Source organism: Mesobacillus sp. LC4 (genome assembly GCF_053543455.1).
On the sequence record NZ_JBGCUB010000003.1, the window covers coordinates 63,007 to 88,460 of the forward strand.

General features: G+C 44.0%; 24 protein-coding genes. 7 read left to right on the forward strand and 17 right to left on the reverse strand.

The genetic code is table 11. The annotated features are described in order from the left end of the window. Window positions 1-186: 186 nt before the first annotated feature. Window positions 187-954, reverse strand: coding sequence for a 3-hydroxyacyl-CoA dehydrogenase (locus tag AB5I83_RS11185; RefSeq protein ID WP_448975371.1), 768 nt, complete (start codon window positions 952-954; stop codon window positions 187-189). A 505-nt stretch (window positions 955-1,459) separates the two neighbouring features. Beyond that, entirely contained in the window at window positions 1,460-2,377 is a 918-nt protein-coding gene (locus AB5I83_RS11190) for a DMT family transporter (protein ID WP_448975372.1), read from the reverse strand. 275 nt (window positions 2,378-2,652) lie between these two features. Here AB5I83_RS11190 and AB5I83_RS11195 point away from each other — a divergent pair, with 275 nt between their 5' ends. Together AB5I83_RS11195 and AB5I83_RS11200 are read left to right on the forward strand one after the other, a co-directional pair. Further along, window positions 2,653-3,534, forward strand: a complete 882-nt coding sequence (locus AB5I83_RS11195) for a hypothetical protein (protein ID WP_448975374.1) — start codon at window positions 2,653-2,655, stop codon at window positions 3,532-3,534. A 20-nt stretch (window positions 3,535-3,554) separates the two neighbouring features. Next, window positions 3,555-5,357 (forward strand): hypothetical protein, encoded by a 1,803-nt coding sequence (locus AB5I83_RS11200; RefSeq protein ID WP_448975376.1) that lies wholly within the window; start codon window positions 3,555-3,557, stop codon window positions 5,355-5,357. A gap of 51 nt (window positions 5,358-5,408) precedes the next feature. On the opposite strand, the gene AB5I83_RS11205 is transcribed toward AB5I83_RS11200, so the two are convergent. The 6 genes from AB5I83_RS11205 to nirB all read right to left on the reverse strand — a co-directional run bounded on the left by AB5I83_RS11205 (window position 5,409) and on the right by nirB (window position 11,716). Then, window positions 5,409-5,729: a YciI family protein gene (locus AB5I83_RS11205; RefSeq protein WP_448975378.1), complete on the reverse strand. Its 321-nt coding sequence runs from the start codon at window positions 5,727-5,729 to the stop codon at window positions 5,409-5,411. Between the two features lie 183 nt (window positions 5,730-5,912). Then, the gene (locus tag AB5I83_RS11210) at window positions 5,913-6,539 is read right to left on the reverse strand and encodes a precorrin-2 dehydrogenase/sirohydrochlorin ferrochelatase family protein (RefSeq protein WP_448975380.1); all 627 of its coding nucleotides are present in this window, start codon (window positions 6,537-6,539) and stop codon (window positions 5,913-5,915) included. A gap of 145 nt (window positions 6,540-6,684) precedes the next feature. Further along, window positions 6,685-7,419: a sirohydrochlorin chelatase gene (locus AB5I83_RS11215; protein WP_448975382.1), complete on the reverse strand. Its 735-nt coding sequence runs from the start codon at window positions 7,417-7,419 to the stop codon at window positions 6,685-6,687. 28 nt (window positions 7,420-7,447) lie between these two features. Next, window positions 7,448-8,908 carry a uroporphyrinogen-III C-methyltransferase gene (gene cobA, locus AB5I83_RS11220; RefSeq protein WP_448975384.1) on the reverse strand — a complete coding sequence of 487 codons (1,461 nt, stop codon included), beginning with the start codon at window positions 8,906-8,908 and terminating at the stop codon, window positions 7,448-7,450. Window positions 8,909-8,956: 48 nt separating this feature from the next. After that, complete coding sequence (locus AB5I83_RS11225) at window positions 8,957-9,283, reverse strand: nitrite reductase (NAD(P)H) small subunit (protein ID WP_448975386.1); 327 nt, start codon at window positions 9,281-9,283, stop codon at window positions 8,957-8,959. Between the two features lie 9 nt (window positions 9,284-9,292). After that, window positions 9,293-11,716: a nitrite reductase large subunit NirB gene (gene nirB, locus AB5I83_RS11230; protein ID WP_448975388.1), complete on the reverse strand. Its 2,424-nt coding sequence runs from the start codon at window positions 11,714-11,716 to the stop codon at window positions 9,293-9,295. Between the two features lie 250 nt (window positions 11,717-11,966). Between nirB and AB5I83_RS11235 the strand changes: the two genes are divergently transcribed. Both AB5I83_RS11235 and AB5I83_RS11240 read left to right on the forward strand, forming a co-directional pair. After that, window positions 11,967-12,335: a DUF948 domain-containing protein gene (locus tag AB5I83_RS11235; protein WP_448975390.1), complete on the forward strand. Its 369-nt coding sequence runs from the start codon at window positions 11,967-11,969 to the stop codon at window positions 12,333-12,335. Window positions 12,336-12,554: 219 nt separating this feature from the next. Beyond that, complete coding sequence (locus AB5I83_RS11240) at window positions 12,555-14,933, forward strand: M14 family zinc carboxypeptidase (RefSeq protein ID WP_448975392.1); 2,379 nt, start codon at window positions 12,555-12,557, stop codon at window positions 14,931-14,933. 38 nt (window positions 14,934-14,971) lie between these two features. Here AB5I83_RS11240 and AB5I83_RS11245 read toward each other — a convergent pair whose 3' ends face one another. From AB5I83_RS11245 to AB5I83_RS11275, 7 genes are all read right to left on the reverse strand, one after another. After that, window positions 14,972-15,397 carry a hypothetical protein gene (locus AB5I83_RS11245; protein WP_448975394.1) on the reverse strand — a complete coding sequence of 142 codons (426 nt, stop codon included), beginning with the start codon at window positions 15,395-15,397 and terminating at the stop codon, window positions 14,972-14,974. An 87-nt stretch (window positions 15,398-15,484) separates the two neighbouring features. Beyond that, complete coding sequence (locus AB5I83_RS11250) at window positions 15,485-16,675, reverse strand: M14 family zinc carboxypeptidase (RefSeq protein ID WP_448975396.1); 1,191 nt, start codon at window positions 16,673-16,675, stop codon at window positions 15,485-15,487. An 80-nt stretch (window positions 16,676-16,755) separates the two neighbouring features. Then, the gene (locus AB5I83_RS11255; protein ID WP_448975398.1) at window positions 16,756-17,331 is read right to left on the reverse strand and encodes a TetR/AcrR family transcriptional regulator; all 576 of its coding nucleotides are present in this window, start codon (window positions 17,329-17,331) and stop codon (window positions 16,756-16,758) included. A gap of 14 nt (window positions 17,332-17,345) precedes the next feature. Beyond that, complete coding sequence (locus AB5I83_RS11260) at window positions 17,346-18,053, reverse strand: MBL fold metallo-hydrolase (protein ID WP_448975400.1); 708 nt, start codon at window positions 18,051-18,053, stop codon at window positions 17,346-17,348. 470 nt (window positions 18,054-18,523) lie between these two features. After that, window positions 18,524-19,246 carry an amino acid ABC transporter ATP-binding protein gene (locus AB5I83_RS11265; protein ID WP_448975401.1) on the reverse strand — a complete coding sequence of 241 codons (723 nt, stop codon included), beginning with the start codon at window positions 19,244-19,246 and terminating at the stop codon, window positions 18,524-18,526. Next, complete coding sequence (locus tag AB5I83_RS11270; RefSeq protein WP_167833380.1) at window positions 19,243-19,899, reverse strand: amino acid ABC transporter permease; 657 nt, start codon at window positions 19,897-19,899, stop codon at window positions 19,243-19,245. Before AB5I83_RS11270 ends, AB5I83_RS11265 begins: the two co-directional genes overlap by 4 nt. Window positions 19,900-20,016: 117 nt before the next feature. Beyond that, window positions 20,017-20,835 (reverse strand): basic amino acid ABC transporter substrate-binding protein, encoded by an 819-nt coding sequence (locus tag AB5I83_RS11275; protein ID WP_448975403.1) that lies wholly within the window; start codon window positions 20,833-20,835, stop codon window positions 20,017-20,019. A 173-nt stretch (window positions 20,836-21,008) separates the two neighbouring features. On the opposite strand from AB5I83_RS11275, the gene AB5I83_RS11280 reads away from it, so the two are divergent. From AB5I83_RS11280 to AB5I83_RS11290, 3 genes are all read left to right on the forward strand, one after another. Next, the gene (locus tag AB5I83_RS11280) at window positions 21,009-21,380 is read left to right on the forward strand and encodes a VOC family protein (RefSeq protein WP_448975405.1); all 372 of its coding nucleotides are present in this window, start codon (window positions 21,009-21,011) and stop codon (window positions 21,378-21,380) included. Between the two features lie 94 nt (window positions 21,381-21,474). Next, on the forward strand, window positions 21,475-22,689 hold the full coding sequence (locus tag AB5I83_RS11285; RefSeq protein ID WP_448975407.1) for an MFS transporter: 1,215 nt from the start codon (window positions 21,475-21,477) through the stop codon (window positions 22,687-22,689). Between the two features lie 163 nt (window positions 22,690-22,852). Then, complete coding sequence (locus AB5I83_RS11290; RefSeq protein ID WP_448975409.1) at window positions 22,853-23,632, forward strand: formate/nitrite transporter family protein; 780 nt, start codon at window positions 22,853-22,855, stop codon at window positions 23,630-23,632. Between the two features lie 8 nt (window positions 23,633-23,640). Here the strand turns inward: AB5I83_RS11290 and AB5I83_RS11295 are convergent, their stop codons facing one another. Both AB5I83_RS11295 and AB5I83_RS11300 read right to left on the reverse strand, forming a co-directional pair. Then, entirely contained in the window at window positions 23,641-23,817 is a 177-nt protein-coding gene (locus AB5I83_RS11295) for a hypothetical protein (protein WP_448975411.1), read from the reverse strand. Window positions 23,818-24,225: 408 nt separating this feature from the next. Then, window positions 24,226-25,368: a serine hydrolase domain-containing protein gene (locus tag AB5I83_RS11300; protein WP_448975413.1), complete on the reverse strand. Its 1,143-nt coding sequence runs from the start codon at window positions 25,366-25,368 to the stop codon at window positions 24,226-24,228. Window positions 25,369-25,454 lie beyond the last annotated feature (86 nt).

Below are 25,454 nucleotides of genomic sequence, written 5' to 3' on the forward strand. Positions count from 1 at the left end.
AATATTTCCACAATGGAATGTGCTCACGCCTTTGCCAGACCTAGATCAAAACGTGCGGCGACAATTAATTATGGCGGACATTTCATTAAGTGAAAATAAGCTTTCGTCAATGTAAAAAACCCTCTCCTGTCAAAGGATGAGGGCTGCACAAAATTACTTTGGCTGCATGCGAAGGGCTGCACAAAATTATTTCGGCTGCATGCGGATGGCTCCGTCCAAACGGATTGTTTCGCCATTCAGCATTGGGTTTGTCAGGATGCTTTCAGCAAGCTGCGCATACTCTTCAGGATAGCCAAGCCGCTGCGGGAAAGGCACCATTTTCCCAAGAGAGTCCCTTGCTTCCTCAGGCAGTGAATCGAACATCGGCGTATGGAACAATCCCGGTGCAATAGTCATCACCCTGATGCCGTATGAAGCAAGCTCCCTTGCAATTGGCAGCGTCATGCCAACAACTCCCCCTTTTGAAGCACTGTAGGCGGCCTGACCAATCTGTCCGTCAAAGGCGGCAACGGAAGCCGTATTGATGATGACGCCCCGCTCACCAAGTTCGTTCGCTGCATTTTTGGACATCTGCTCGGAAGCAAGCCTGATGACATTGAAGGTGCCAATCAAGTTGATGGAAATCACTTTTGAAAACATGTCCAGCGAATGGACACCTTTGCGCGATAGCAGCTTTCCTGCAACCCCGATTCCGGCACAGTTTACAACCGTGTTGATAGAGCCGAATGATTCAAATGCTTTGTTGATCGCATTTGAGACTTCTTCCTCACTCGTTACATCTGTTTTGATGAAAAGCGTCTGTTCCCCAAGTTCTTTGACGAGAGCTTCGCCGCGTTCCACAGATAAATCAAGAATGGCAGCCTTCCCGCCCTGTTCAACAATACGTCTTACAGTCGCTTCCCCTAAACCAGATGCTCCACCTGTAACAATCGCTTTTACTTCACTCATTTTCATTTATCCTGACCTCCACTTTAATAAAGTTGTTAGTTTTATATAAAGCAAGAATCATGCCAAGGTCTGATACTCAATAAAATATAGAGTTTATTAGATATAAGTGTCCAAAATCAGTACGTTTTTTATGAGATATGGACACTTTGGACTTTGAGCCAGGATTTTGAACTTCCTGCCAGCTTTATCTAGAGGTAATTGTATGGTGTATTCCCCGCCCGAATTGTTTTTTTCTCGTAAAATCAGTTTTAATCCCCGTTGCGACAAATTAAATCACCGTTGATTCGGTTTTAATCCCCGTTGATTCAGTTTTAATCCCCGTTTGGTTGTGATATCAATTTAAATACAAGTTAGATTGAGTTTAAAACCAGTTGAGATTAATTTAATTCCAGTTGAGGTTAATTTAATTCCGGTTAAAGTCCATTTAATTCCAGTTGCGACTCATTTAATACCGGTTGATTGTTTTACACCGAAAAAAAAGCAGAGCCAAGGCCCTGCTTAAAAAATCATATTAAGCTGCATTTCGTTTCATCCTGTTTCTCAGCAACAATTCCTCAAGCGCTCCCGACCCGAATATGACTCCGGATACGATGAATATCAGTCCCAGCAGATGAGCGGATGTGATATGCTCGCCAAGGAAGATGGCTGCGAATAAGATGGACAGGAATGTGTTCAAGTTCAGGAATATGGAGGCTTCCGCCGGTCCCGCCTGGCCGATCGCGTAGTTGTAGAGCATATGCCCCACTGCGGTGGCAAAAATCGCTGATGCGAAGAAGATGATCCATACTCCCGCTGAAGCATTTCCGAGGCTTGCCAATCCACCTGGTTCCTTCCATATACCAATCAAGAACAACATAAACGAACCGATGACGAGCATATACCCGGTCAATAGTCGAGGGTCCAATGTTCTTGCTGCTTTGGATATGATGATGAAACTGATGGCTTGTGAAAGAATGGAGAGAAACACATAGAAATCCCCAATCGACACGCCGGATAAACCTGAGCTTCCTGCCAGCACAGTCAATGAAACGCCTATTCCCCCGAAAATAAAGCCCAGTGTACGTACGAATGTCAGCTTCCTTCCCAGGAATAAGATAGCCATCGACGCCGTCAGCAAGGGGCCAAGACCGAGAATCAAACCACCGTTAACCGCCGAAGTTACCTTTAAACCAAGACCAAGAAACATATGGTGCCCAGTTACATTCAAGATACTGCCACCGATAATATAGGTCCACTCTTTCCTGGATGGCAGGCGGACTTTTTTTAAGAAAAAGAGAATGATAAAGACCGAGACTCCTGCGGTGAATACACGCAGTGAGGTGATGGTGATCGGCGGGAAGTTCCCCACTATTACCTTTAGCGCGGTGACATTCAGTCCCCATAAGAACATGACACCGGTAAGAATCAAATAAATTCTAAGATTGTTCATGATGTATCCTTCTTTCATTTAAACGGTTAAAGCATAAATCCCATTCTACTCCTTTTTTATAAAAGAGCAAGAGAAAGGAATACCAATTATTTACCACCCAGAATAATAAGTACCAAAAAGAAGGGAAATTCGAATCAGTCTTTCCTCTACTATTGGAATAGCTTGATAGGTTAAAAGAACGGTTTCTATTAAAATCCTGCAAAAACCGACAAAAACACGTTTTAAATCATGAATGCTATCCCTGAGAGAATTTTCTTTTGAAAGGAGGTGAAAGGATGCACTTCCGACACATACTTATAACTGGCTTTATTGCTGGTGCGGCAATGCTGGTCCCAGATATGGCTTTCGCTGAAAAAGGGGAAAATCCCGGTAAGGGTCCACAGCCTGCAGCGGCTGAACAGGCTAACGTTCCAGACAAAGAAAATAATGTCAGGATTTCTGAAAAATCGCCTGCACAACCTGCGAAACAAAACCAGCCGGTGCATATACAAACGGTTCAGAAACCCATCCAGGCCAAGCCTAAAGAAACACCGGGCGATGCAGTGAAAGTAAAGTCGAATGCCTCATCATCCAAAAAGGATCAGAAGGCACTACAGCCCAAAAAGACTAAGGCATCGACCACCGACAAGCAAAATCAGGTAAACCATAAACAAAAGCACAGCAATAACCAAAATAAAAAAGGTACGTTGAAATCCATACATAATAAAGATCAATACGCAAAAGAAACAGAGCGAAGATCTCCTGTTCTGGAGGAAAAGGTTGAGCCACCTAAGGAGTCTAATGAGATACCGTCCATTGTCAAAAAGGCAGCAAAGACGGTAAGCATGAAAATGCCTCCTGAAAAAAAGGATGAAGATGATCCATCACAAAACGAGAGGTATCCTAAAGGAGACAATCTTCCTAATCCTCCTTCACGCACGAAGGCTTCTGGGGGGCCTTCCGGCGACAGGACAAGTTATGGAAACACGAACAATTTTTTAAGCGATAAATGGTTTTATTGGGATGTAACATTTCAATTAAATCTCCTGCAGCACTTCACATCGCGGGTCGCTGTTTTTCAAAGCCAGTGGGTCAATGCCCCACCTTCCCCACCACCGCTAAAAGCTCCTGCTTTTTTACCGTATACCGATGCAATTGTCACGGATCACGTTAATTAAAAAGGGAGCGAATGATGAACATGAAAAATAATATTAATGGAACTAAAGTTGTGAAATCTTTTATGCTAGCTGGAGTATTGTCAATCGGAGTACTGACTGGAGGACACTTCACTCAAGCTGCAGGACCGGAAAAAGTGAAGGTTGAGCAATCTCACAAGGTGAAACCAGCAAAGGTTCAGGTTCTTGATAAAAAGGCTAATGTTAAAGTAACTCCTGCTAAGCCTGCAGTCAAGGCTCAGCCAAAAGCTGCAACAAAGGTTGAAGCTAAGGAAAAAGCATCAAAGTCACAGGCTGGCATTCATGCAAGCCAAACTGCCAAAAAGCACGCGGCACCGAATGCAGCCGTACACACAACAAATCAGCAAGTGCCTGTCGAAGAGGTGCCAACTGAGGAAGTTCCAACAGAAGAAACAGTTACTCAGGAACCAGTAGTGGAAGAAACTGTAGAAGTTGTAGAACTTGAGCCAATTGTTACTGATGAAACAGATGTTGACTCTGATTCAGAGGAAACTGCAGAAACGGATGCAGCTAAAGAAGAAGAGGAAACTAAGCCTGAGGCTGACACTGAAATGAAAAAGGAAGATGAAGAAGCTGATGAAGATTCTGAAGAGGAATCAGAAGACATCGACCTTGATACAGATGCTATTGTAAAAACAGAAGAAGACGAAGATAATGACTCCGATTCTGAGGATATCGACCTTGATACAGATGCAACTGTAAAGACTGAAGAAGACGAAGAAGAAGAAGATACTGAAGAGAAAGAATCTCCTTCTATCGCTAACAAAATGAAGTCCAGTGCTTTCAATGCAAGTGATGTTGCTAAAGAGAAAGCGAACGAAAATTCAGCTGTTGCTTTGTCTGTTGAAGTAACTGAAGATGATGTGACTGAAGAAGACGTTACTGAAGAAGACGTTACTGAAGAAGATGTTACTGAGGAAGACATTACAGAAGAAGACGTTACCGAAGAAGACCTTACTGAAGAAGATGTTACTGAGGAAGACGTTACTGAAGAAAACGTTACTGAAGAAGACGTTACTGAAGAAGACCTTACTGAAGAAGACGTTACCGAAGAAGACGTTACTGAAGAAGACGTTACCGAAGAAGATGTTACTGAAGAAGACGTTACTGAAGAAGACGTTACCGAAGAAGATGTTACTGAAGAAGACGTTACTGAGGAAGACGTTACTGAAGAAGAAAAAGTATCCCCTTCTGTTGCCAACAAAATGAAGTCTAAGGCTTTCAACGCTAGCGATGTTGCTAAAGAGAAAGCTAACGAAAATTCAGCCGTTGCTTTGTCTGTTGAAGTGACTGAAGAGGTTGTTACTGAAGAAACTGCTACTGAAGAAGTGACTGAAGAAGCTGTAACTGAGGAAACTGCTACTGAAGAAGTAATTGAAGAAGCTGTAACTGAGGAAACTGCTGCTGAAGAAGTAACCGGTGAAGCTGTAACTGAAGAAACTGCTACTGAAGAAGTAACGGAAGAAGGTGTAACTGAAGAAACTGCTGCTGAAGAAGTGACTGAAGAGGCTGTAACTGAGGAAACTGCTACTGAAGAAGTTGTCGAAGAAGCTGTAACTGAGGAAACTGCTACTGAAGAAGTAACGGAAGAAGCTGTAACTGAAGAAACGTCTACTGAGGAAACTGCTACTGAAGAAGCAAAAGTGAATCCTTCTGTTGAAAAGAAAGCTGAGTCTAAGGCAAGCTTACACGCAAGTGAAATGGCAAAGAAGTTTGCTGCTTTGATTTCTGCGGTACTTGCTGTATTCGAAAAAGCACCTGAAGAGACTACTGAAGAGGTTATCGAAGAGGCAGAAACAAAGTAATAGGATTTATATCCTGGAAAGGACTTCCACACTGGCTGGAAGTCCTTTTTTTTAGTGAACCAGATTCGCAGTGGTTTGCGGACTATCCATCAGCCAGTTGTTTTCGTCGTTGGCAACGATGAGTTCGTTAATATCATATGTATTGTAATATTTCTCTTTTATGAACGGGTCACTTTCTACCACATTAATCGCTTCATCAATATCATCACAATTAAGGATGATCATTGCTTGTTCGTTATTTTTGAGCGGTCCAGCTACCATCAATTTTCCTTCCTGTTTTAATTGCCTGAGGTGTTCGATATGTCTAGTTAACAGGCTTGGTTCCAGTTTGCCTTTCCTTTTGTCTTTTAGGAAGACGACAAATGTTTTCATAAATGATACTCCAATCTTATAAGCTTTTACAGTTCATTATATCATTTCCAGAATATACCTTCATGTATGAACCCTTGCCTTGTTAGAACTGAACATAAGAGTCTCCACATGGCAGCATATCTTATTCTGGAGCTGGACATCTGAACCGCAAAAAGGAGGGAAGTAATCGTGCGAACTCGCGCTTTACTTTCCCTCCTCACTGATTGCTTCTATAAGCAGCCTGGCAAACCTTTCTTCTCTTTGGTCAGAAGCTAAGAAACTCTCCTTAGCTATTTCTCTCAAAAGCTTCCTTTTAACTGTTTCATCCTTGACAGCTGCTTTAATTTCTTTTCGGCTTGCTGCCAGGAACTCCAGGTAGCTTTCGTATTTTTCATCAAAAGTCTGCTCCAGTTGACCGCAAATCTTTTTAGCGAGTACAGGGCTTGCACCCGATGTCGAGACGGCGATCATCAATTTCCCTCTTTTCATGACGGATGGAACCTGAAAGTCAGAATGCTCGGGATTGTCTGCAAGACTAACCAATTGATGTGATGAAGCATCCTTCTTAACTGCCAGGTTCGTCTCGGTGTCATTGGTTGCGGCAATCACAAGCAATGCTCCTTCAAGATCTTTTTTCGTGTATTTCTCTGCCTGCCAGGAAATCTCGCCTTCTGCGGCAAGACCCATCAATTCTCTTGTCAATTCAGGACTGACTACCTTCACTTTTGCTCCAGCATCCAGCAACCCCAGTACTTTTCGGTGAGCGACCTTGCCTCCGCCAATCACCACTGCGTTACGGCCTGATATCCGAAGGTTCATAGAGTATAGCATGCTTCCACTCTCCATTTATGTTGCGATTTCTATTATATTGACGGTATTCATACCATTATTGGCGATAAATCGTTTTTTTACCGGTGTTAACAAAATCATTGGCGATCGGTATTTTTATTGGTTTCTGCTGACGAAGACCGTGTTTCTAAGTTAACCTTTCTCTTGCTTCATCAACTCTTTGCAGAAGCAGCCCGCCAAGACGGTCATCGAAACCGACTGGTTCGCACAGGACAACCTCTCTCTCCTGATCTTGAACCAAAGTACTATTTATTGTTTCCTCCATTTTAACTGTAAACCCGCCAGTATAAAGCAAGAATGGCAGAACGTACATCTTCTTGCGGACCTCACTTGCCAAAAGCTTTTCTCCGTAAAATGGCTGTGTTGTTATATAGCCTGTTTCAACTTTAGAGAGAACTTTCTCCTGAACGCGGAATGCCAGTTTCTCGAATACGGTTGCAGCCAAAGGGTCTCTGCTGCCATGTCCGACGAGCAGAACGGCTTCTAACTCGCTGCCCGAGAAACCTTGTTCCTTCAAGCGGTCCAGGACGATTTCCATTATCGTATCATTCACTCCAAGCGGTTCGCCATAGGAAATCTTAACTTCTGGGTGCTTGTGGCTGACTTTTGCCAGTTCCTCAGGTATGTCCACATTTGCATGGATTCCCGGAAGTAACAGCACCGGAACGACGGTAATCGATGACGCACCCTTTAATATGCATGATTCAACACTTTCAAAAATGGTTGGCTTTGTATTCTCAAGGAACCCATAAGCTGCAATCGTACTCGGCTCAGTCGAAATCACTTTCTCGATGAATGAAATAAACACTTTGTTGCCATGCTCACTTCTGCTTCCATGGCTGATGAATACTGTGGCTTCCATATCTTTCTCTCCTTTAAAAATCTGTCCATTACACGAATGCCAGTTCAGATTCTTTTCTGCTTAAACAATCGATCACAGCGGTTTTATCTGGTGATTCTAACACCTTATCTGGGACAATTCCATATTCTCTTGCCGCCTCTCCCGTCCGGACTCCCATGCAGACAATTTTGGATGTTTTCAAAAGCTGCTGTGGGATGATTTCCTCTAGGATTCCTTCTTCAACCATTGTTTTGACCGCCCTTGTGCTTGGTAAAACCACTGTATTGACAGAAGCTTCTTCGAGAATTCTTTTGAAAATTGGCGTGAATTTCTCATCGACAACCTTTTTTGAGATTAGGAACCTTTCAGCATCGGGATATTGGTGCGTGATATCGCTGTCTCCTACGATTAACAGCTTTCCAACCGGATGCAGCTTCCCTTCCACTTCTGCAAAAAAGCCCTTTTCATTCAATGCCCTGACAGACTTTGTTGAACAACCGTAAAGTTCTGCTTTCACCCTCCTGATATCGATTCCTGCTTCAAAAATGATCTGGAAGAATTCTTTTACACACTCAGGAGATGTAAAAAGAATCTGCTCGTATTCTTGAATTTTTTTGATGACTGCCTTGTCTGCAGGAACGTAAACCTTTTTCCATTTCGGAAATTCAATCACGTCCGCTCCCTGCTCCATCAATTCCTTTGCAAGTTCACTCTCAGTACTTCCTGTTCGGGCAAGTAATATTTGTTTACCAAACAAAGGCTTCGTTTCAAACCAGTTCAATTTCTTACGAAGCGATACGATATCTCCGACAAGGGTGATGGCCGGGTTGGTAAAATTCACTTCCATCGCCTTTGCGGCAATATTAGAAAGCGTTCCTTCAAGAGTCTGCTGCCGGGAGAAGGTTCCCCATTGGATGAGGATGACCGGGGTATCCGGTGACTTTCCATTCTTGATTAAGTTTTCACTGATATAAGGAAGATTTGAAATACCCATGTAAAAAGCAATGGTGTCGATTCCGGTGGCAAGTCCCTTCCAGTCCAGTTTTGGCTGTCCATTTTCGGACTTGTCATGGGCAGTCACAACCGCGAAGGATTCACCAAATTCTCGATGTGTAACGGGAATTCCTGCATACAGTGGCGCAGATATTCCCGATGTGATTCCCGGTACAATTTCGAAGGAAAGTCCATTTTCAGCCAGAGCAGCTGCTTCCTCGCCTACTCTTCCAAAAACGCCAGGATCGCCGCCCTTGAGGCGGACAACAATTTTCCCTTCAAGCACTTTTTCAACCAGAAGGTCGTTGATCATTTCCTGGCGAAGGACGTGCCTGTCAGGAAGCTTGCCGCAGTAGATTAGCTCGCAATCTGCAGGAGCATAATCCAGCAGTTTTGGATTGGCAAGGCGGTCATATAGGATGACCTGCGCCTTTTTGATGGCTTCCATCCCCTTAACTGTTATCAGCTGTACGTCTCCAGGCCCTGCTCCGACTAAAAATGCTCTTCCTTTTTCCATTATGTTCCCGCCCTTTCAATGATTGAGAGGGAGGTTCCCCCTCTTAGATCATATCGTTATATAAACTTCATTTTCGATTACTTCAACATGATACGTTTTTACTTCGCCTGTATCCGGTGCCTGAACTTTCCCGTCGTCTAGCGAAATCTTCAGGTCATAGACTGGACAGTAGATAAACTTGCCGCTTACAAGCGCATCTGTAAGAGTTCCGCCTTTACGGTGTGGGCTGCGGTTTTCAACCGCTTTGACCTCTCCATTGGATATGCGGAACAAGACGATGTTCTCGCCATCTACTGTAACTACCTGCCCTGCCCGTTCAGGCAGGGAGTCATAATCAGCTACTTTGATTCTCACTTTCGTTGTTTGCATCTTCATCCATCCTCCTTATTCAACAGTCACGCTGCGGACTTGATAGTACTTTTCTTTTATGCCGCTATCAGTGATCGCTTCGTGCCATGGCTCGTTATATCGCTCCAATGTCTTATCCAGTCTTTCGTTCAACTGCTTTCTCATGTTCTCATCGGCCAGCACTTCTTTGACATGATCAAGTCCCATTCTTTCGAGCCATGGTGCCGTCCTTTCAAGGTATGCTGCCGTTTCACGGTAGTACTGGAGGTATGCTCCGGTAATTTCCAATGCCTCTTCTTTCGTCTTGACGGTATCAAGCAAGTCGGCAGCACGCAGGTCGGTTCCACCGTTTCCTCCGATATAGATTTCCCAGCCGCCATCGACACCTACAAAGCCGATGTCCTTGATTCCTGATTCAGCACAGTTCCTTGGGCAAGCAGAAACACCCATCTTCACCTTATGAGGTGTATCGAGTCTCTCAAACTTTTTCTCGAGCTCAATTCCAAGTCCCATTGAATCCTGGGTGCCAAACCGGCAGAACTTTTCACCGACGCAGGTTTTGACGGTACGCAGTGTTTTTCCGTATGCATAGCCTGATGGCATTCCCAGGTCTTCCCACATAGCAGGAAGGTCCTCTTTGTTGACACCAAACAAGCCAATCCTTTGACCGCCAGTCAGCTTTACCAAAGGCACGTCGTACTTCTCGGCAACTTCCGCAATTTTTTTCAAATCAGCTGCTGTCGTCACACCGCCATACATCCTTGGCACAACTGAATATGTCCCATCTTTCTGGATGTTGGCATGCATCTTCTCGTTGACCAGCCTTGAATCGCGTTCATCCTTATAGCCGCCATAATGGACCATCCCCAAGTAATAGTTGATCGCCGGACGGCATTTCGAACATCCTTCCTCCTGGGACCATCCGAGTACATTCATGACTTCCCTGACATTGGTCAATCCTTTTTCCCTGATCTCAGCGACTACTTCATCTTTGCTTAAAGTCGTACAGCCGCAAATTCCTGCTTTTTTCTTTGATGTATCATATTGGTCGCCAAGCGTATAAGCGAGGATATCGGATATGAGCGATTTGCATCTTCCGCAAGAACGGCCAGCGTTCGTGCAGCCACCAACTTCATCAACAGTAGTCAACTCATTCGTGCGGATGGCTTCGACAATCGTTCCTTTTGTGACACCATTGCAGCCGCAGACGAGTTCGTCATCGGCCATCGCCGCTACATCGCCGGCTTCTCCTCCACCGCAGCATCCGCTTGCTTCAAGAATCGAGACACTTGTCATGCCGCTGATGTCTTCTCTTTTGGTCAGCATCCTGAACAGGCGATTGCTGTCCTTCGTATCACCATAAAGCACAATCCCGGCAATCCGGTTGTCACGAATGACAATTTTCTTGTAAACCCCATCAAATTCATTGTGGACCTTGATTGATTTCGTTCCTTCGTCATCGCTGATTTCACCTGCTGAAAACAAATCACAGCCTGAAACCTTCAGTTGAGTGCCGCAAATCGTTCCTTCATAAGGGTTAGTCGGAATCCCCGCAAGGTTAGCTGCAAGTACTTTACCCTGTTCATACAGCGGTGCTACAAGACCATACACGATTTCTCTATGCTCAGCACATTCCCCGACGGCATATATATTCGGCACATTTGTCTCCATATAATCATTGACGACTATCCCTCTGTTGACATAAATGCCGCTGTCTTTTGCCAACTGGACGTTAGGGCGAATGCCGACAGCCATGACAACAAGGTCTGCCTGGATTTCGGTACCGTCTGAGAACCTTAGTCCTGTTACCCTTTCGTCTCCTAAAATTTCCGCAGTCTGTTTTTCAAGCAAGAAATTCATGCCTTGGTTTTCCAGCTCTTTTTTCAGCATTCCAGAAGCGGTTTCATCAAGCTGCCTTTCCATCAGATGCGGCATTAAATGGACAACATCGACATCCATGCCCAAGTTCAGCAAGCCTCTCGCTGCTTCCAGACCTAACAGCCCGCCGCCAATTACAGCTGCTTTTTTATACTGCTCGGAATCTTTGATCATCATTTCACAATCATTGATATCACGAAACCCGACCACACCCTTTTTGTCAGATCCAGGTACTGGCAGGATAAACGAGCTGGAGCCTGTAGCGATGATTAACTCGTCATAGTCCACCTTGCGTCCTTGGTCGGAAATGACTAGCTTTTTTTCCTTGTCAATCTCGATGACTTCTTCTCCTGCAAAAAGTTGTATTTCATTACCCTTATACCAATCCCAGTCATTCATGATGATATCATCGATCGACTTATCTCCCTGAAGGACTGTCGATAACATGATTCTATTGTAGTTAGGATGAGGTTCATTCCCAAAAATCGTGATCTCGAAGCCATCTGGCTGAAGTTTAAGCAGTTCCTCGATTGTTCTTACTCCTGCCATTCCGTTTCCTATCATGACTAATTTCTTTTTCATCTCGTTTGTCCTCCTATAATTTCAAATGGAGTTTTCATTAATGATATTTTCTCTATGTATAAATTGTATTGTGATTTAAGATGACTGTTTGTGAAGTTCGTCACATTTCGAGTATACTTTGTTCACTGTTTCACAAATCATTCAAATTTAGCAATTTTAGGCTTCCATAAAAATTCAGTTATTCTTTTGCTGAATTAGGGTAATCAATATGTAAATGATTTTTACCTACATTGGAAAGGAGGCTCATTTTATGATCATTGTTTATATAAGCATCGCTGTCATCGTCGCTGCCCTCGGTTATCTAGGATTTGTTGCATATAAAACATTTAAGGACGCCAAGCCAACCATCGATAGTCTTCAAGAGACAGCCACACGTGTCCAAAATAAAACCAATGCCATCAAGGAAGAAACAGATTCACTTAAGTTTAAACAGCAGAAGCTGATGACTGATTTTGATAAAAAGAAACAGGCTGTGAACACAGTCGTCTTTTCTGTAAAGCAGACTCCTGTTGAATTCAAGAACGCACTTGTCGCAAAGCCTGTCGCTGAACTCGAACAGAAGTATAAAGCAAGACAGTGGAACCGCAAACGTCGCAATCGAACAATGCAGCCACAGTAAAACAGGGCCACCTGCCCTGTTTTTTTAATTTTAGCTTCTCCTTGTGACTTTCTACCCATATAGTAATTCCAATTAATTTCCCAACTCGTCAAAAATCAAGGAAAATCAACGCTTGCTCCACATTAAAACATTTTTAGGAATTTCGTACGATTGCCGAAATAATATTTAGTGATTATTATGTATAAATATACAAAATATTATTTCGGAGGAATACATAAAATGAAGCATAAAAAGATTATTTCTGGTGTAGTGGCTGCAAGTTTGCTGGCATCCGCACCATGGACTCCCGCACTGGCTGAGTCAATCAAATGGAATTATGTAAATGCATACGAAGAAAAGGACGGCAGCTTATTCAACAGCGAAAACTATGATTTTATGAAGTTCTCGGAAATCGGCGACAAGCTTGCGCAAATTGAAAAGCAATCCAATCGGGTGAAGGTCGAAGTAAAAGGGAAATCCTCTACAGGCCAGCCTCTTTATGTCGTGACGATTGCCGCCCCTGACTCTAAAGGCAAGTTCGGCAAAATTCAAGCCCTAAGAAAACAAATGTTCAAGAATCCTGGGAAAGCACAGGACTGGATTGAGAACAATCCTGACTTCAAGGTGCCTATCATGATCAATGGCTCCATCCATGGCACGGAGTTTGTCGGTAGTGACGCGGTCATGCAGCTGATCGAACGCTTTGCCCTTGAAAATGATGATACTACCAAAGAGATTCTCGATAATAACATCCTGATTTTCAATGTTGTCCAGAATCCTGATGGCCGGATTGACGCTACCCGCTTCAATGGAGAAGGAATCGACTTGAATCGTGACTTCATCACCCAGTCCCAGCCTGAAACCCAGGAAACTGTCGCATTGATCAAGGAATGGAATCCAATGGTCTTCCTTGATACACATGGCTATGTGAAAAATTATGCACCGAACAAGCAAGGTCTTATTGAACCGTGTACGGTTCCACACAATCCTAACTACGAATATGATTTGTATGAAAAATGGGCGATGGACCAGGCAAAAGCAATGGAAAATGAAATTATGTCCGATAAGGAAAGCTTCTCAGGCAGCCTCTATCAGGCAATGGAAGGAACTTATATTCCTCAGCGTGATGATGCGGAAGGCTGGGATGATTATCCGCCAATCTTCACTCCAATGTATGCCATGTACCATGGAGCATATGGCCATACACTTGAAGCGCCAACCAATGATGAAGACGGTGTTCGCTGGATGTATGACGCCATCATGGGAGCATTGAAAAACGCAACCGAGAACAAGCAGGAAATGATCAAGGATCAGATTGAGATGTTCAAGCGAGGCATCAATTTTGATCATCCATTCCATGAAGAAGGCTTCTTCCCGACTGCCTATGTGCTTCCTGTTAATCCGGAAGATCCAACCGTGACACATAAGGCTGTCAATCATCTGCAGAAAAACGACATCGAAGTCGTCCAGGCTTCCAAAGCTTTTACTGCCGACGGAACATCTTACCCTAAAGGCACGTATATCGTAAAAATGGATCAGGCAAAAGCCGGCCTTGCCAATACGATGCTCTGGGATGGCGAGGACATCACCGAAGACGTTGATGCCATGTATGATATTTCAGCATGGAGTTTGCCTGAGCTTTGGGGATTTGAGGCTATTGCGGTTCAAAGCGAGTTTGATGCAACAGCTGCAAAAGTAAATCAGATTCAAGAACTAGGGTCTGTCAGCGGTAAAGGTCCATTCCTGATTCCAAACAGTTCCGTGAAAGCTGTGGAACTTGTGAATACGTTACTTCAGCAAGGCGTTTCTGTAAAACGGAATTCTGAAGGTGATTTTTACACAGAAGCAGCGGCTAATGTAATCTCAGCAGCAGTAAAAGAATCCGGACTGCACATTGAATCAGCAAAAGTGCCAACCGATGCAGTTGAAATGGCTGACATGAAGGTCGCTATATTGAAAGATGGCGGCATGAACAAGGCTCAATCTCATTCAGGAACTAAACTGGCGCTGAAACGACTGGGATTCAACGTGACAGAAGTGACTCCTGTTGAAGTGGCAGAACAAGGCCTTTCCAGCTTTGACGTATTTGTTTACAGCGGAACGGAAGGCTTGATTGCAAAGAGCCAATGGCGTGAAGGAAATAAGGAGTTTGGATTCGCAAATCCTGAACAATTCGACAGCTTCAAGGCTAATACAGAGGAATTTTTGCAGGATGGCGGCAAGTATATCGCGGTTGGTGCTGGAGCTTCCAATGCAACAAAGACATTAGGTCTTACAGATACCACGGTTGTTGTTGGAGACTATAACAGCAACGGCATCGCAAAAGTTGATTACAGCGGCGAAGGTGTGACAGGAGGATATGGTGAGGACGACTTTGGCTTTGTATACCGCCCAGTCTGGTATGAAAACACCGAAAATGATGAAGTATCCGCAACATTTGACGACAACACCGATTTCTTTGTAGCCGGCCACTGGAAAAATAATGGTGCCGCACAGGGCAAGGCAGTCATCGTGAAAGAACAGAATAAGGACGTTACATTGATTGGCCTCGAAGCAGGTTTCCGCGACCATACCGATTATCTGTTCCGACTTCTTTCCAACAGCATTTTTGAAAAATAAACATGACAAAAGCATCGGGCTCCAGTCCGATGCTTTTGTTAGTTATGTGAATAGTATTTTTCCAAAAGCTGATAATCCTTTGTCTTTTTCACCTCAATATGATTAGTCAAAGCGAATTCTTCAAGCTCATGTATCAGCTGTTCGCTGTTAAAGTAAGCAACATTGAAATTGAAACCTCCCCTTACTTTTACCACTGCATTCTTCGTCGTCCAGCCAATCCGGCCAAACTTTATTTTCTTGATATTCTTAGAAGTAAGTATTTTTCGGTATATTGTAATATTAGAGATGGTTATTTTATATTCAATCTGATGAGTTGCAAACGATAAATGAAATCGCAGATAAATAATAATAACTAAAGCAATCGGAATGAGTAATTGAAAAAACCTGTTAAAATTTGATACGAATGGCATAACAACTAACAAAGAAGAAAATATGTATATTGGCGGTCTACCAGAATAAGTCAACTAATCACCCCTCACTTCCTTTTATTTTACCAGATAAATCCAACTGTTAATATAGAAAAAGACCACCTTTTCAGGTGATCTTCTTTTTCATAGATAAAGTCCTGCAAGGAAGATTCCCAGGGCTTCTTCATAAATCTCATCGAATTGCGAAAGCGGCAGCGGGTTTATGCCGAAGCCAAGTTCGACTGTAAAACCAGGCCTGCGCCAGTCCTGGATGAACCAATCTTTATAGCCGGCATAGCTCTCAATTGTCTTGACCGGCTGGTATCCGCTCACCCGGGCAAATTCATTGACCATTGCCTCGGATTCAGGCGGCTCAAGGTTTTCAAAGCCCCAGTAGATGACCTCTCCCTGAGTATGGAAGGCGAGAACCCGGTCAAAATCGCGCCTTCTTGTCATTTCTGCCATTGCAATTGCTTCCGGCTCGGATAATGGCTTTGGCCCAACATAATCCCTTGGGCCCGGCTGACTTGGGTTGCGTTCTTTTTCAAGCTCCCATTTTGCCGGGAATTGGTCGTTAAGATCCACCCCTCTGATATTCGCCTTCCAACCGCTGAAATCCAGGCTTCCTCTATTCAATTCTACTACTCTTTCATTCCATGGCTCTGCTTCAGGCGGCCCATTGAGCACAAGGTCAACACCATCTGGATTGACCATCGGCACAATTGATAATGTTGTCTGGCCATAGTAATTCTGCATGGACAGGCCGCGGATGGAGGACTTATTTGTCAGCGCCAGAAGATAGTCGTTCAGAAATGTCATGATGATTGGAGTGGTGATCCATTCATTCGCATGGAAAGATCCATTGTAATGGACCCGCTTATTGCCATTCCCGATCAGTGTTTCTGGTATGCTTTTACCTAAAACCGAATTCCCGATCGAAGGCACCCTCATGAACGGATAGACATTTTCCAATCGCCTCAAATCACTCATCAGTGCGGCATAATCATAATTCTTTTTCCCCTGGACAATCCGCCAGGTAATTCTTAGCGGGACCTTGACCATTTGTCCGATATACAACCCGTTTGGATTAATATTGCGGTTCGCCAGCAGAAGGGCATCCACTTGCAGATTCCTGCTTTGCGCAATTTTCCAAAGGGTATCACCTGCACGGATTCGATAATCCACAGCTGCAAAACCTGGAATCCTCACCGTCTGCCCCACATTCAGTGCATTTGGGTCAATATCACGGTTGGAATCTATGATCAACTGGAGAGGGATGTTGAAAATATTGCTGAAATACCAAAAGGAATCTCCTCTTCTCACATATATATCCATAGCGCGCCTCCTGTTCTTTCAAAGTTGCATCTATACATATATATATGAGTACCTTTTGAATCTATTTCAGAAGATGAAAATTAGCTGGATTTTTTCAAGCCTGTAATAAAAGCTGTGACTGCAAGCTTGTAGCTCTCATCCAAGTCCAGCGGCATTCCGAAACCACCTTTATGCTCCAGCGAAGCAAATCCATGCATGAGGCTTCTCAAGCCGCGGACGGCATGGATTGCTTCCTCTTCTGAAAGTTCAAAAGGACGGATTGCAGATACGACGAGTTCAACGATTTTTTTGCCAGCGTCATGAACCAGCTCATCTAAAGGATCCGGTGCTGATAATGCGAACTCGTACAGTCCTGGGTTGGTTCTCGCAAAGGCTAAATACGCCCGGCTTAATGCCAATACTGCTTCGCTCCCGTGAGCTTTGCCCTCCGCTTCCTCTGCCAGGCTATTGTACAGTTTCTGTAGTGAAAAAATGGCCATTTCCTTTTTGATTCCCGGCAGGCCGTTAAAGTGGTTATATAATGAAGGCGATTTAATGTTGAGCTTCTTGGCCAGCATTGCCAGAGTGATATAGTCACTTCCATGCTCATTCGCAAGCTCAGCTGCTGCGATCATAATCGTATTTTTATCAAGCGCCACTTTCGGTCTTGGTGACATGTTTACGCACTCCTTTATTTTGTAAAAGCTTCCTCTGCTTTATGAATGGCTTTTTCGATATGTGCTGCAGGATTTCGCAACAGTTCCCCGTGCCCAACCGCAAGAAGTGTTGGTTTTAGCTCCGTGATTTTCCAGGCACTTTGAAGGGCGGTTTTCTTGTTCCAGGTCGCCATTGCTGGAAAAGGGAACCATGGGATTGTCACCCCTGAAACGGCTGTACCGCCCCTGGTCTGGAATGCATCACCCGCAATCAGCATATTTGTTCTCTGGTCAAGGAATGACATCGATCCCGGTGTGTGCCCAGGAGTTGAGATTGCCAGCAAAGAACCGATTTCATCCCCTTCCTTGATGAGAGTATCCGGTCTTGTTTTAATGTTTTTTGGAATGCCGCCGCGAATCGGTGTCTGGGGTTCAGTCGAATCAAGAGAGGTATCACCAGCTAAAAGGCGCGAATCGCGAGCAGAGATATAAACTGGAACATCAAGTTTTGCTTTCAGTTCATCAAGCGCACCTATGTGGTCGCCATGTGCATGGGTCAAAACAATTCGCTTAATTTCTTTTCCGAATTTTTCAGCTCCCTGCAAGATTGCCTTCGCGCTATTCGGAAGCGCGGCATCAATTAAAGTAAGTCCATCCTCCTCCTCGATAAAATAACAATTTACAGGAAAAACCTTTGGCAAGAACGTCAGCTGATATAAATACCCCTCTTTGATCACTCTCATTTTAGTGAACCTCCCCTAAAACTAATGTCGTTAGTTTTATTTTAACTAATGTCATTAGTTTTAGCAATCGCTAATTGGATAAATTATGAAAAAAGGCCAGTTACTCCGCCAATCTTAAGTTAATGCTGGTATTAGACTGCTTTGATGTGATGGGCCGTAACCTTACCAGTTTACCGACCCTCATTTCTGGATTGACGAAGTGTATTTTACGGTTGCAATCAATATATTTACGGTTGAACATTTTTTATTTACGGTTGAACATTTTTTATTTACGGTTGTATCAATCTTATTTACGGTTGAACAACTTTTATTTACGGTTGTACCAATCTTATTTACGGTTGCACATTTTTTTTAAGGTGGCACAACATTATCTCCAGTTGCTTAACTTTTATCTCCGGTTACACCCGTGTTATTTAGGATTGTCAAAAAAAAGAAGCACCGACTCCAAAAAATCGGGCTTCCTTATCAAACTATAGCACCTTGCTCAAAAATGCTTTCGTCCGCTCATGCTGCGGATTTTCGAAAATCTCATTCGGCTTGTTCTCTTCAACTACAAGTCCTCCGTCCATGAAAATGACGCGGTCACCGACTTCGCGGGCAAAGCCCATTTCATGCGTGACAACCACCATCGTCATTCCTTCGCGAGCCAGCTGTTTGATGACCTCTAAAACCTCGCCGACCATTTCTGGATCGAGGGCTGAGGTTGGTTCATCGAACAGCATGATCTTGGGCTCCATCGCAAGAGCGCGGGCGATGGCCACCCGCTGCTTTTGTCCTCCGGAAAGGGAGTCTGGGTAGGTATCCGCTTTATCTTCGAGACCTACTTTTTTCAAAAGCTCCGTTCCTTTCTCCCTTGCCTGCTGTTCGGAAACACCTCGTACCTTCAGCGGCGCCAGCATGATGTTTTCAATCACTGTCTTATGCGGGAACAGATTGAAGTGCTGGAATACCATGCCGACCTCTTCACGCACTTTGTTGATATCTGTCCCTTTATCGGTAATGTCTATATCTTCGATCAGCACATGTCCGTCCGTGATCGTTTCCAGTAAGTTTATGCAGCGGAGGAAGGTGGATTTGCCTGAACCAGACGGACCGATTACGACAACGACTTCCTGTGGCTGAACCTCAACATCTATTCCATTCAACACCTTGTGGCTGCCAAATGATTTTTGCAGATTAGCGATTTTAATCATTCTGTTTTCAGCCTTCTTTCGAGGAGATTTAGTAAAAAGCTAAGCGACAGGGTCAGTAGTAAGTAAATGACTGCCGCGGTGAGGTACGGTTCCCATACTCGGTAATACTGCCCTGCCATTGCCCGTCCCCAGTACATGATTTCCGGAGTCGCGACGATCGCTGCCAAGGATGATTCCTTGATGAGTACAATGAACTCATTCCCCAGAGGCGGAATCATCCGCTTGAAAGCCTGCGGTAATATGACATACCTCATTGCCTGCACATGGGTCATTCCCAGTGAGCGGGCGGCTTCCATCTGGCCGCGGTCAATCGACTGGATTCCGGCCCTGAAGATTTCAGCTATATAGGCTGCTGCGTTCAGGGACAGCGCGATGATCGTCGCGACAATCCCGTTCGTTTCTCCAATGAGCATCGGAACCACACCAAAATGAATCAGCAGGATCTGCACAAATAACGGGGTTCCCCTAAAGAAAGTGATATACCAGACAAATGGCCATGTCAGCAGTTTTCGCCGCTGGATCTTGCCGAGACCGATGAACAGCCCGAGGATTGTCCCGATTAAAATTCCGGCCAATGACAGCCCGATTGTCAGCAGCGTCCCTTTTATTAGATAAGGAGTATATTCAACGATAATATCAAAACGAAAATCCATAGCTTGCCCTCCAAAGCCCCCAGGCTCGGGACCATTTTTATAAATTTACAAAAAAATGCGTAACGCTATTTTTCAAGAGTTACGCATTATCATTGAAGATTCATAGGTTATGATTGGTTATTCTGATGCTTCTTGTTCTGCTTTCAGCATTTTAATGTTAGGCTCCTGACCGAACCATTCTTGATAGATTTTTTCATATGTGCCATTCTCGACGATTTTCTTGATTGCTTTATCAAAGTCCGCTTTCAAATCTGTGCCTTTTGGGAACAGGATGCCATAGTATTCCGCCTCGAAGCTGTTACTGTCTTCAATGACCTTTAGTTTTTCTTTCGGATTGTTTTTAGCGTACACTTCGACGACGCCATTATCAGCAACGACTGCATCTGCTCCGCCAGAAAGCATTTCCATGATGGCCAGATTGTTGTTGTCGAACTTTTTGATGTCCTTATTGTTCTTGCCGAGAAGCTTATCCATTGCTTCCTGCCCGGTTGTTCCGTTTTGGACAGCCACTACCTTGCCTTTTAGGTCAGCCGCAGTTTTAATATCGCTGTCTTCGCGGACAAGGATTTTATTGGTGGACAAGAAATACGGCAGCGAAAAATCATAAGTCTGCTTGCGCTCATCATTGATGGAAATCGAGGAGACGGCCATGTCAGCCCGCTTACTCTTGATTTCCACAAAAATCGGATCCCAGCCGACATTCTCAAACTTTAGTTCATACCCTGCTTCTTTCGCAGCTGCCTTCAGGAAATCGATATCGAAACCAACAATTTTGTCGCCTTCCATGTACTCGAATGGTGCATACGCTGCGTCCGTGACGACTCTTAATTCCTTCTTTTCAGCGTCCGATCCCCCTCCGCTTGAGCTTGTACCGCAAGCCGAGATTACAAGCGCCATGATTGCCATCATCACAATGGCAAGAAATCTTTTTTTCATTTCTGATAGCCCCCTCTTTTAAAAACGTGCAAAACTTTACTAATTTATATGTAAAAAAGAAGGCCTGTATTACTTTTTACAGTGATAAGAAAAACTTATATTTATAGATTCATACCTTGTCATTTCCTTATCTTTCCTTATAGATTAAAATTTTAAATAGGGAGGGATTGAATATGACATTCAAATTCAAAGCGATCGATCATATACAGCTAGCAGCACCTAATGGTTCAGAAGCTCAGGCAAGAAGATTTTTCGTGGAAATACTAGGCTTTGAGGAGATTGAAAAGCCTTCAGAGTTGAAAAAGCGTGGCGGAGCATGGTTTCAGTCCGGGAATTGCCAAATCCATGTTGGCATTGAAGAACCTTTTGTGCCCGCACGGAAAGCCCATCCTGCGTTTGAAATCGAGAATATCGAAGGATTGAAACAGCATTTGTCTTCTACAGGAATTGATTACATTGAAGATGACAAGTTGCCAGGCGCAAATCGCATATATGTCTACGACCCATTTGGGAATAGAATTGAATTGCTCGAATGGCTGAAATAATACCTTCTTGCTGTATTGGTTTTCAATACAGCAAAAATTTGGTATCATATTTAGAAAAGCGAAATATTCGCACTGTGAAAGAAGTGTTGATGGAATGACCCAGCAGCAAAAGGCGAAACGCAACTTGATGATCATGTGGTTCGCGAATTTCTTTATCGCCGGCAGCATGACAATGGTGATGCCCTTTCTCTCTTTATACATTGAGACGTTCGGTGATTTTTCAGAAAGGTATGTCCAAAATTGGTCGGGATTGACCTTCGGGATTACATTCGTTACTGCATTTCTATTCTCTCCCGCAATCGGAAGGCTGGGAGACCGGTTCGGCCGAAAAATGATCCTGATTTTCATGGCTTTCGGGATGGGTTTTTCAGTTTTCCTGTTAGGATTAGCCAATTCTGTATGGGAATTATTTTTACTTAGGATGTTCATGGGATTATTCTCAGGTTTCATCCCTGTGTCGCAGGCTCTGATTTCCACGCAGACGTCAAAGGAACAGGCCGGCAAGGTATTAGGCACTCTCCAGACTGGCAGTATAACCGGCGCCCTTCTAGGACCGATGATCGGCGGGGTACTTGCCGATTCCCTAGGCTACGCGGTAACCTTCCAATCAACCTCGGCCTTCATCGTCCTGTCAGGATTGTTAGTGTTCATGGTGATGGAGTACAGAGTGGATATTAAAAAAGGATCAAAAACAAATTACAGCCGCAAAGAAGTCCTTCAGCATATCTTCAAAAATCCAATCATGGTGAATGTCCTGCTCATGTCCATGCTTGTCCAGATTGCCCATTTCAGTATCCAGCCAATACTGTCGCTATATGTTGGTGAGCTGCACGGGCCTGAAAACCTCGCTTTCTTTTCTGGAATCGCCTTCTCAGCAGCAGGGCTCGGCAACTTGTTAATGGCACGAAAATGGGGGCAAATTGCCGATCGCGTTGGCTATATTAAAATCCTTGTCGTGCTCCTGTTTTTATCAGCGATCATCTATCTGCCGGGCGGTTTCGTCGGCAACATCTGGCAGCTTGTCCTGATCCGGTTCCTGCTCGGGATCACCATCGGAGGCATCATTCCGGTCAGGGTAGCTTATATCAGGCAGGAAGCACCGGTGGCCATGCAAGGCGAGGTACTCGGCTACAACACAAGTCTCCGTTTCTTCGGGAACATTGTCGGTCCAATACTTGGCGGTTTTCTTGCCGGATACTTCGGCTTCACCTCGGTATTCGTATTGACAAGCGGGCTGCTGCTCGTAAGCGGCATTGTCCTGTTTGCGTCGATGCAGCGCAATCCTCAGTTTGTCAGGGATACATTTTAAGGAAAGACTGAATCTTAGCGGATTCAGTCTTTTTCATTTACCCTGATTAATCTTGCCTCACAACTTGTTCACATTCAGTTGGAAGATTTACTGTTTTTTAATTGCAGTCTGGGGAATCATTTACATTAGAAGATATTATATATGAGAAAATCGGGTGATTCATTTGGAAGTACAAGCTTTACAGGAAGTCGAAAAATTGGCCTTAAAAAAGCATAAGATTTTTAAGCAGAGCAAAACACGTTATCTCGCAAGAGCAGCCCTTGCTTCGATGTTCATTGGCTTCGGGGTAATCGTTGCGTTCAAGACGGGTAATCCATTTTATGTGGAACACTCGCCCTTTGCCTACCCTATAGCGGCCATTACCTTTGGTGCAGCCATTATCCTGATTGCCTATGGTGGAGGGGACCTGTTCACAGGCAACACCTTTTACTATACGTTTACAGCTTTAAGGAAAAAAATGGCCTGGGTTCAGGTGGCCAGGATGTGGGTTTACAGCTATATCGGCAATATCATTGGCGCAGCTGCGTTCGCTTTTTTGATTTACACAACAGGATTATTTGATGATCATTCGGTAAATGGTTTCTTGTTGAGTGTCGCTGAAAAAAAGACCCTTGCACCAACTTCAGAGCTATTTTTCAGGGGAATTCTCTGTAACTGGCTAGTCTGCCTGGCATTCTTCCTGCCGATGTCAATGAAGGGCGACGGAGCAAAAATGTTCGCGATGGTGTTCTTCGTATACTGCTTCTTCATTTCGGGCTATGAGCACAGCATCGCCAATATGTGTACCTTTGCGATCAGCATGGTCCTTGATGACCCTCAATCTGTTACTTTTGCCGGTGTAATTCATAATCTGATCCCCGTGACAATCGGCAATCTCATTGGCGGCGGGATTATGATGGGCTGGATGTATTACTATGCGAACAAACCATTTTTGGATGAATGATAAAAGGCTCAGTTTGTACCTGAGCCTTCCCTTTTGAATTTGATCGCAATTTGAGCTGCCAGCAAGGTGGATCCTAGAAAGATGGAGGCAAGCAGTACTTTATTACTCAACAACTCTTTTGAATATACTGCTACATTCATTGAAAACCAAAACAGGCTGCTGACTGCAGCGGCCGCGAAGAACAACCCCCATATGATCTCCTTGAACTTCCGGTACCAAAGGCTCCCTTGGAGATGCTTTATGTAAAAAAAGAACATGATACACACGACCAAAACCACGAACGAATAACTGTATGGAAAATTTATAGCATCCTCTACCTTATCTACCACAGCAATGTTCCCTAAAAAAAACAGTTGAAAGATAAGAAAATAAAAAATGGCAATTAATAATAAAATCCATTCTGCTATATATATAAAGATCTTTCCGTAAATTACCGATCCCTCCTCTTTTTAACGATAACTAATGAAAAGGCTCAGAATTTTGGCTGAAGCTTTCATTAGGCTATTCTTTCGCTATTGAACTGTGGTCACTACAGACACAGTTTATTTAAAAAGCTCTATAGTATAAAAACTAATACCAATGTGTACAGCTGATCATTCCATAAGTTCTTTCAGTCTTTTATTCGCCTCTTCATTTACCTTAATTGGTTCTTCCGAAACTGCAGCCGGAATGATATATTCTTTTAGCAGAGCGTCAAAGTCATTGCCCGAAGCAGTCTGTACAGCTACGATATTAAGGTCGGGAATGACTCCAATAAACTGTCCATGCGCTCCCATTGCCTCATATACTTTGTGGCCATCCATTTCAGTCAGCCAGAAATAGTATCCATAGTTTTCGCCCCCGGGAATCTCTGTAGCTATCTGCGGAGATGTAGATGCTTCCACCCAATCCATAGGAACAATTTGTTCATCCTCCCATTGGCCTTTATTTAAATATAAAAGACCAAACTTAGCCATATCCCTCGGGGTCATGAAGATACCAGCACCGCCCATTGATATCCCCTTTTTATCCGGGCTCCATCGGACACTATTCATGCCTATTGGTTCAAAGAGCTTTTCAAGTGCATATTCTGATGTTGTTTTGCCCAGCCTTTGTTGGAGGATGGCTGAAAGTGTGTGCGGATCACCACTCGAGTAATTAAATTTGCCTACCTGCTCTTCGTTGATCTGCTGATCCAGATAATACTTCAGTTGATCCTCGCTGTTATCCCAATTTGTCCAAACGCCTTTGTTTTCCGTCCACTCCGGCCAATCGAATCCAGTGGTCATCGTCAGTAAATGCTTGATGGTCAAGTCTTTCTTAGCCTGTGACATATTTTCAATTGGTACATCATGAAAAAAGTTCAATACCCGGTCTTCCAAATTAATTACTTTTTCTTCAGCTGCAATACCAGCAACAGCCCCGAGAATGCTCTTGGTAACTGAGTATACATTATGGCTGCTGTTTTCTGAATATGTCCCACCATATTTTTCCCCTACGATGTAGCCGTTCCTTACCACTATGAAGCTATGGACTTTATCATTGCCTTCAAGCTGTTTATAAAGTTCCACAAGCTTGGAGCTGTCCATTCCCTGCGCCTCTGGCAAGGACGTTCGCCATTGCTTTGTCGGCCAATAAGCCTCCGTCTCTTGGAGAATAATTTCTTTCTTGCTCTCTGTTACTGCACCCTCTTGATTAGAACAGCCACTGCCCAGTACACTGACCCCCACAACCACTGACAATAAAAGTCTCTTCATCTTGATACCCTTTCCTCACCGAATTCAATTTTTTACCATAACCTCTTTATATTCTTGCTGAAGCTTCAATATTCCTCCACCTTAGG